A 7,954-nucleotide genomic window follows, 5' to 3' on the forward strand; every position below is an offset into this window, starting at 1 on the left:
GAATATGCTTGAAATCAAGGGACTTACAGCGAAAATCGACGATAAGGAGATTTTGCGCGGGATTGATCTGACCGTTCCTGATGGCGAAGTCCATGCCATCATGGGGCCGAACGGTGCTGGAAAATCGACACTGTCCTACGTGCTCTCGGGCCGTGAGGGCTATGAGGTTACTGGTGGCTCGGTGCTGTTCAATGGCCGCGATCTGCTGGCGATCGAACCGGAGGAACGTGCTGCGGCCGGGGTGTTTCTGGCCTTTCAATATCCGGTTGAACTGCCAGGTGTCGGCAATGCGAATTTTATTCGCACGGCCCTCAACGCGGTCCGGCGCGCCCGCGGGGAGCCTGAACTCGATGCTGTCGCGTTCCTGAAAGAAGCCCGGTCCGCCATAAAGGCGCTGAAAATGCCGGATGGCATGCTCAAGCGGAACGTGAACGTGGGATTTTCGGGCGGCGAGAAGAAGCGCAACGAAATCCTGCAGATGGCGCTTCTCAAGCCTGCGCTGGCGCTGCTCGATGAAACGGATTCCGGGCTCGACATCGATGCGCTGAAAATTGTCGCCGATGGTGTCAACGCGCTGCGTGGGCCTCGTTTTTCCGCATTGGTCATCACCCATTACCAAAGGCTGCTCGACCATATCGTGCCGGATCGGGTGCATGTGCTCGCCGCCGGGCAGATCGTGCGTTCTGGCGGGCCCGAACTGGCGTTGGAACTCGAGGCGAACGGCTATGCCGGGTTAGAGGCAGCATGAGCGACACCGAATTTCTCGATCGGGTCGATTTTGCCGCGCGCACCGGAAACGATCCGCACCGTGTGAAGGCCGCCGAGACGTTCCGCACCCACGGTTGGCCGACGCGCGCCGACGAGGCCTGGCACTATACGGATCTGAAAGCGTCGCTGCGGTCGTTTGATCTTACCCTGCCCGCGCAAGGCGCGCCTGACGTTGGAGGAATGATCCCTCGCACCACGATGCCGAAGGTGATTTTCGTAAACGGGCGCTTTGATGAATCCTTGTCGGACTCGTCGCGCTTCGTCCGGCGCTTTGACGATCATGCGTCCGCGCGTGCCGATGGCACGCGACCGTTGGTCAGTCTGAATACTGCGGTTGCGAACGATGGAATTCGGATCGACGTGCCTGGTGGGACGGATGGCGGGACGTTGTTCCTCGTCTCGGTTACCGACACGCCGCGCCAGGACATGCTTGCGCCGTTTCATCGTATTGCCGTCGGTGCCGCCGGATCGTTGACGGTGATCGAAGTTATTCGTGGTGCGGGGCGTTATATGCATAACGTGGTGACGGAGATTGCGTTGGCTGAGGGCGCCGTGCTTCGCCATTACCGGTTGCAGGATGAATCGATCGACGCGGTGAACGTGACGACGGCGCTGGTCGATCTTCGTGAAGACGCGCGATATGAGGCTTTCACCCTGAATTACGGCGCGAAACTCAGCCGTTACGAAGCGCATGTCACGCTGTCCGGTCCGAACGCCGCCGTGCATTTGAATGCCGCTCAGTTGCTGGCGGGGACGCAGCATGGTGACATCACCACGGTTGTGGCCCATCGCGCCCCGCATTGTGCCTCGCGGCAGACCGTGAAATCTGTCTTGGCAGGCTCTGCGCGTGGCGTGTTTCAGGGTCGGATCGAGGTCGCGCAGCAGGCGCAAAAGACCGATGGCTACCAGATGAATCAGGCTTTGCTGCTGTCGCCCGATGCTGAAATCGATAGCAAGCCGGAGTTGGAAATCTTTGCGGATGACGTGAAATGCAGCCATGGCGCAACGATCGGCGCCATCGATCCGGAACAGATGTTCTATCTGCGCAGCCGTGGGATTCCTGAGGCTGAGGCGCGCGCCATGTTGATCAGGGCGTTTCTCGACGAAGCGCTCGAACCGGTGACGGATGATGAGGCGCGATCGATCTTCGAAGCCGCAATCGATGTCTGGTGGCAAAAGGGTGTGCTATGAGCGCCGCGGTGAAGCCTATCGTTTTTGATGTCGAACGGATTCGGTTGAACTTTCCGATTTTATCCGAGTTGGTTCACGGCAAAAAACTGGTGTTTCTCGATAGCGCCGCTTCGGCGCAGAAGCCGCGTGCGGTGATCGACGCGATGGTTCGCACCATGGAGACGCGGTATGCGAATGTGCACCGCGGGCTGCATTGGATGAGTGAGCGGTGCTCTGACGATTACGAAAATGCGCGCGACAAGGTTGCCGCATTTCTGAACGTCGCGCGCGAGGAGATTGTATTCGTTCGCAATGCGACCGAAGGGATTAACCTGGTCGCCCAGACCTTTGGGCGTGCCAGCCTTAAACCCGGCGATGCGGTCGTTGTGAGCGAGATGGAGCATCACGCCAATCTGGTGCCCTGGCAGATGCTGCGTGACCAGCACGGCGTGGAGTTACGGATCGTCAAGATCACGGACGCCGGCGAGATCGATTGGGATGATCTGGAGCGCCAATTCGCCGATGGCCGGGTCCGCCTGCTTGCGGTCACCCATATGTCGAATGTTCTGGGTACGTATACGCCGGTCGAGCGGCTTGCGAAGTTCGCGCACGACCACGGTGCCAGGATTTTGCTGGATGGTGCACAGGCTGTGGTGCATCGTGCGGTGGATTTGCGCGCGATCGATGCGGATTTCTACGTTTTCTCCGGGCATAAATTATATGGGCCGACCGGCATAGGGGTGCTGTACGGCAAGCGGGCGCTGCTCGATGCGATGCCGCCGTTTCTTGGCGGTGGCGATATGATTCGGAGTGTGACCTATGAATCCTCGACCTGGGCGGAGCCGCCGTATCGGTTCGAGGCCGGAACGCCGGCGATCGTCGAGGCGGTCGGGCTTGGGGCGGCAATCGACTATGTCCAGGCGATCGGGTTCGAGTCGATCGCTGCCCATGAGCGTAGCCTGACCGATCATGCCATGGCGGTTCTCGCAGCGATCGAAGGTGTCGAGACGCTGGGTCATGCGCAAGATCGTGGTGGCGTGGTCGCTTTTACGCTCGATGGCGTGCATGCCCATGACGTTGCCACGCTGCTCGATAAACAGGGTATCGCCGTGCGGGCGGGGCATCATTGCGCCGAACCGCTGACGCATCGGCTTGGGCTCGACAGCACGGCGCGTGCCTCGTTCGGCATTTATACCACGCATGCCGAGATCGACAGCCTGGCGGCCGGATTGCGCAGGGTGCAGCAGGTTTTCGGCCGATGAGCGAAACCGACGATCTGTATCAGGCGCTGATCATGGAACGGGCGCGCAGCCCTCATCATACGGGGGGGGTAGACTCGTTCGATGCCGAGGCGGAGGGCGACAACCCGATGTGCGGCGATCGGGTTCGCATCAGGATCAGCTACGATCACGGGCTGGTCGGCGACTTACGCCACGAGACGCGTGGGTGCGCGATTTGCGTGTCGTCTGCGGATCTGATGGGAGATGCAGTCATTGGAAAATCCGGACCGGAGATCGACGAACTCGCTGAGGCGTTCGATGCAATGGTGATCGACGGGCGCGTTCCGGATCGTTCGGATTTCGCCAATTTGCGCGCGTTGGCTGGCGTTCATGCTTACCGGTCCCGGCACCGGTGCGCGATATTGCCTTGGCAGGCATTGAGAGCGGCATTGGGTAGAACGATGGAGTATCAGAATGGATGATCATACGGCCCGATCGGAACCCTTGACGACATGGACGCCCGACGGTGAGACGGCGCCGGCCATCACCGAGGAGGCGGTCATTGCGGCAATCGCAACCGTCTATGATCCGGAAATACCGATCAATATCTTTGAACTGGGTCTGATCTACGCCGTTGAGATTGAGGGGGGGCACGTGAAGGTTGAAATGACTTTGACGGCGCCCGCTTGCCCGAGCGCTCAGGAATTGCCTGAGTCCGTGCGCCTGGCGGTGGGAACTGTGCCGGGTGTGACGGAGGTTGACGTGGAGACCGTGTGGGACCCGCCATGGGATCAATCGCGCATGAGCGATGAAGCTCGTTTGGCATTGAACATGTTTTGAACGGTGATTGTGATGAGCACGATGAATACGACTGAAACACCAAAGCGGCGGAGCCTGCCGCCGCTGATGCAATTGACCGAGGGCGCGGCAAAGCGCTTGAGGCACCTTTACAGCCGCGGCGAGGCCAATAAATTGCTGCGTATTGGCGTCAACACCAAAGGTTGTTCTGGTATGTCGTACCAGATGGACTGGGTTGGGAAAAAATCGTCGACCGATGAATCGGTAACCGATAAGGACGTCACGATTTTAATTGATCGAAAAGCGACTTTGTTTTTGATCGGTACCGTGATGGATTATAAAGAAGACAAGTTCACTTCAGGCTTTACTTTCGAAAATCCGAACGAGAAAGGGCGTTGTGGTTGCGGTGAAAGCTTTCATATCTGAGTGAGTTCGCCGCCTGCGCCGACTGTCTGGAAGAAGCAATTGGGATTGCCCGTGTGGCAGGCCGGACCTGTCTGGTCGACCCGCAGGAGAACGGTATCGCCGTCACAGTCCAAGCGCATTTCAACTAATTTTTGGGTGTGGCCCGAGGTTTCGCCTTTGCGCCAGAGGGCGCCGCGGCTGCGACTATAGTAACAAACTTCGCCGGTTTTCAGCGTTTCGAGAACTGACTCGGCATTCATCCAGGCCAGCATCAACACTTCATGGGTATCGTGTTGCTGTGCAATCGCTGGGATCAGTCCAGCTTCGTTGAACCGTACGGCGGTCAGGATGTCGTGCTTCATTGTGGGCCGTTCGCTTCACCGATGTGCTGCATTTCATCGGCAAGGCAAGGGGGTGAAGCGCAGGCAGCCCGCTGCTGTCCACCCAACACGGTCAATCCCGCATCCAGATCGTTGATAAGGTCATCGACGTGTTCCAAACCAATCTGTAACCGAAGCATTTCGCCACCGAACACGCCGGTTCCCTGGCTACGCGTGATCGTGAAGCTTGTTGGCAGAGCGAGGCTCTCATAGCCGCCCCACGACGCGCCGATGCCGAATAGACGCAAGGAATCGACCATCGCGCACACCGCCTCATAGTCGAACCGTGGCTCGAATACGATGCCAAATAATCCACACGCTCCTGAGAAGTCACGTTTCCAGAACGCGTGACCCGGGCAAGAGGGCAGGGCTGGATGCAGAACACGCTGAACCTCAGCGCGGTCGGCGAGCCATTTTGCGATCCTCAACGCGCTGTTGGCTTGTTGATCGAGGCGAACTTTCAAGGTTCGCGCTCCCCGCAACGCTAGCCAACAATCATCAGGCGATGCGTATTGACCAAGATCGAGGGCCCCCGCCCTGAGCCATGCCCAATCCGACTCGGATGCGACCGTAACGGCCCCCAGAATAATATCAGAATGGCCACCGATATATTTCGTGAGCGCCTGAATCGACACATCGACACCATGATTAAACGGCTGAAAAGTATGAATGCCCCAGGTGTTGTCCATGAACATCTTGGCACCATGCTCATGGGCCACCCGCGCCAGCATCGGTACATCTTGCACCTCAAAGGTGTGGCTACCGGGGCTCTCGGAAAACACTACCTTCGTGTTTGATCGCATCAAAGCGCGCAGGTCCGGCTCAGAGAGCATGGGATCGTAGTACGTCACGGTCACGCCGTAGCGATGCAGAACACTATCGCAGAAACGCCGTGTCGGTCCGTACACCGAATCTGGCATCAGGATATGATCGTGAGATTTCAGAAATGCCAACATTGGAACCGTGATGGCAGCGAGACCGGATGACACGATTTGGCAGTGGGAGCCGCCTTCGATTTGGGTGATCATCGCTTCCAGAGCAAAATGTGTCTCAGTGCCGTACAATCCGTAGATCTCTTCTTGCTCGAGACGCCGCTTGCCAATTTCCCGGCGATCGGCGCAACTCGGGTACAACACAGTCGAGCCACGGACCAGTTTTGGGTTGACGTACCCATGTGATTTTACGGGGCGACGTGAAGCCAGTGTCAGTTTTGTCTCAAATCGATCATTGCTCATGCTGTTCTCTCTATCGGGGTATCGGTCGCGCCACCCCATTCGGCCCATGAACCGTCATAGAGTGCGCCAATCGGCAGACCTGCCCTTGCCAAGCCAAGCGTCAGAACAGCGCCGGTGACACCCGATCCACACATTGTGACAGGTTTTGCGCTCGCGCCCACGCCGCGGGCTTCGAACAATGTCAGCAACGTTGCGGGGTCATGCATCGTCTGATTGGAACGAAGCAAGTCGCTGAACGGCAATGAGATGGCGCCAGGAACATGGCCGCTGCGCATGCCTTGCCGTGGCTCGGCGGCTTCACCTGTAAATCTTGCGTTCGACCGGGCATCGACAACGATTTCGCCTTTGGTATTCAGATTCTGTTCGATGTCGGCGCGGTTGCGGACCATGGCGGCTTGGAAATTCGTCGGAAAAGATCCGGTTGGCTTTAATTCTGCCGGCCCGCTTTCCAGCTTACGGCTTTCGGCTCGCCACTTGGGCAAGCCCATGTCCGAACAATTTGAATAGCCACCAGACCCGCGCTGCGGAGAAGATGCCGCGTTGGTCGTATGCGACGATCATGCTGTCGGTTCCGACTCCGAATTCAGCGACCGTTCGGGCAAATAGGTCTGCGGGAGGCACCATATGGGGGAGAGGATTGGAAGGGTCGGATACAACGTCGAGATCAAGGAAGGCCGCACCTGGAATGTGGCTGTCTAAAAATAGTGCCGCTGCATTATTTGGTTCATTCGGGAGATAGTAGGACGCATCAAAAATGATCGTGTCGGGTTCGTGGCGGCGCTCGTCGAGTTCATCCGTTGAAATAAGCGTATGCATCCGAACACTTTAGCGCGCGGGCGAACGTTTGTCTGCCCGCGCCATTAAGAATTCTAGCTATGCCTTAAGCTATTGGTTCCAACAATGCGCGCATCTGTTTGGCGGCAGCTTGGCCTTTGATCGCATCGCGCCACGTCGCTTCCGCGATGCGTTGATGGGTCATGACCGCGTCTTCGGCGCTCGTGATCATCGCGACCCCAGATTGCGCGTTTGGCGTCGAATCGGTTGGAAACGGATTAATTGCCAGGGATGCACGTTCCCGCGTCCGGAGCAGCATGAACGGACCATTTAATTCGGCGCCCGAAATCAATCCGAACTGCAACCCGATCGGTTCACTTTCCATTAAATCGGTCATGCGCTCCACTTCGTGGCGAGCGACTTCACGGCTCTGCGCTCGCAAGCGATCCGACAGCGGCAGAAGTCCAGCCACGCCGTCCTCAACAAATTTCCGAACAGCGGCGGTCGTGAATATTGCGATGACAGAGGGACGACGAGCGACAAACATGCGCTTTCGAGCGGCGAGTGCACTAAGTACTTGTTCTGCAGCGGTTCGGGCCATGCTACGGTCAAGACCTACCTGCTCCGCATGTTCCTCAAAAATCATCGCCAGCATCGAATCGTATTCATCCGACGTCGTCAAATAACAGATAGGGCCGTATAATTGCAGTATCTGGTCCGCAGTCTCTTCAAGCTGTCGAATTCGTTCAAGATAACCGATTGGCCGGCTATAATACTCTACTCCAATACCGAGCAACGTCAATGGCGAAATTTTTAGCAATTCTGCCAATCGTTTCACAGTATCAAGCTTGATGACCTCGCCTTTTTCGTAGCGATACAGGGCCGCTCGTGAGACACCCAGTCGCGCAGCGATTTCCTCGGCTTTCAACCCCGATTCCATGCGATATGCACGTAATTGCTGGCCGATTTCATTGAAGTGCATCATAGTGTTAACCCCCATTCATGAACCGGGCCGTACCCCGGTATTGTTTCTCGATGTCAACAAGTCCAAAAATCGCTCTAGATAGAAAGTTCAGATATAAAATCAGACAGTTTTCTTAAAATAGTGGCTCTTGTGGCGTTAGCTGTTGATATTGGCTACGAGGGTCTGGTTTGATGTGAGGAGACGATCCATGGACGTGGCAGATTTCGAATCCTGGCTCGG

At 57.2% G+C, this 7,954-nt stretch carries 11 protein-coding genes; 6 read left to right on the forward strand and 5 right to left on the reverse strand.

Annotation, left to right across the window (positions count from 1 at the left end):
• Positions 1–4 precede the first annotated feature (4 nt).
• From sufC to B7X49_RS09025, 6 genes are read left to right on the forward strand one after another with little or no spacing between them, the layout of a single operon-like run.
• Positions 5–748: a Fe-S cluster assembly ATPase SufC gene (sufC, locus tag B7X49_RS09000; protein WP_286702220.1), complete on the forward strand. Its 744-nt coding sequence runs from the start codon at positions 5–7 to the stop codon at positions 746–748.
• The gene (sufD, locus tag B7X49_RS09005; RefSeq protein WP_286702219.1) at positions 745–1,959 is read left to right on the forward strand and encodes a Fe-S cluster assembly protein SufD; all 1,215 of its coding nucleotides are present in this window, start codon (positions 745–747) and stop codon (positions 1,957–1,959) included. The genes sufC and sufD overlap by 4 nt, the downstream gene beginning before the upstream one ends.
• On the forward strand, positions 1,956–3,200 hold the full coding sequence (locus B7X49_RS09010; protein ID WP_286702218.1) for an aminotransferase class V-fold PLP-dependent enzyme: 1,245 nt from the start codon (positions 1,956–1,958) through the stop codon (positions 3,198–3,200). Before sufD ends, B7X49_RS09010 begins: the two co-directional genes overlap by 4 nt.
• A complete protein-coding gene (gene sufU / locus B7X49_RS09015; RefSeq protein ID WP_286702217.1) occupies positions 3,197–3,640 on the forward strand; it encodes a Fe-S cluster assembly sulfur transfer protein SufU in 444 nt (147 codons plus the stop codon). Before B7X49_RS09010 ends, sufU begins: the two co-directional genes overlap by 4 nt.
• The gene (locus B7X49_RS09020; protein ID WP_029311794.1) at positions 3,633–3,998 is read left to right on the forward strand and encodes an SUF system Fe-S cluster assembly protein; all 366 of its coding nucleotides are present in this window, start codon (positions 3,633–3,635) and stop codon (positions 3,996–3,998) included. Before sufU ends, B7X49_RS09020 begins: the two co-directional genes overlap by 8 nt.
• A 12-nt stretch (positions 3,999–4,010) precedes the next feature.
• Positions 4,011–4,382 (forward strand): iron-sulfur cluster assembly accessory protein, encoded by a 372-nt coding sequence (locus B7X49_RS09025; protein ID WP_286702216.1) that lies wholly within the window; start codon positions 4,011–4,013, stop codon positions 4,380–4,382.
• Here the strand turns inward: B7X49_RS09025 and hisI are convergent.
• The 5 genes from hisI to B7X49_RS09050 form a co-directional block, all read right to left on the reverse strand.
• The gene (gene hisI, locus B7X49_RS09030; RefSeq protein ID WP_286702215.1) at positions 4,373–4,723 is read right to left on the reverse strand and encodes a phosphoribosyl-AMP cyclohydrolase; all 351 of its coding nucleotides are present in this window, start codon (positions 4,721–4,723) and stop codon (positions 4,373–4,375) included. The two genes, B7X49_RS09025 and hisI, sit on opposite strands and share 10 nt — an antisense overlap.
• Positions 4,720–5,976, reverse strand: a complete 1,257-nt coding sequence (gene metC / locus B7X49_RS09035; RefSeq protein ID WP_286702214.1) for a cystathionine beta-lyase — start codon at positions 5,974–5,976, stop codon at positions 4,720–4,722. Before metC ends, hisI begins: the two co-directional genes overlap by 4 nt.
• The gene (locus tag B7X49_RS09040; protein WP_286839061.1) at positions 5,973–6,464 is read right to left on the reverse strand and encodes a sulfurtransferase; all 492 of its coding nucleotides are present in this window, start codon (positions 6,462–6,464) and stop codon (positions 5,973–5,975) included. Before B7X49_RS09040 ends, metC begins: the two co-directional genes overlap by 4 nt.
• On the reverse strand, positions 6,430–6,792 hold the full coding sequence (locus B7X49_RS09045) for a rhodanese-like domain-containing protein (protein WP_286839064.1): 363 nt from the start codon (positions 6,790–6,792) through the stop codon (positions 6,430–6,432). Before B7X49_RS09045 ends, B7X49_RS09040 begins: the two co-directional genes overlap by 35 nt.
• A gap of 64 nt (positions 6,793–6,856) precedes the next feature.
• Positions 6,857–7,732 (reverse strand): helix-turn-helix domain-containing protein, encoded by an 876-nt coding sequence (locus B7X49_RS09050; protein WP_286702212.1) that lies wholly within the window; start codon positions 7,730–7,732, stop codon positions 6,857–6,859.
• Positions 7,733–7,954: the final 222 nt, after the last annotated feature.

It is taken from the genome of Acidiphilium sp. 34-64-41, assembly GCF_002282635.1.
Taxonomy (GTDB): Bacteria; Pseudomonadota; Alphaproteobacteria; order Acetobacterales; family Acetobacteraceae; genus Acidiphilium; species Acidiphilium rubrum.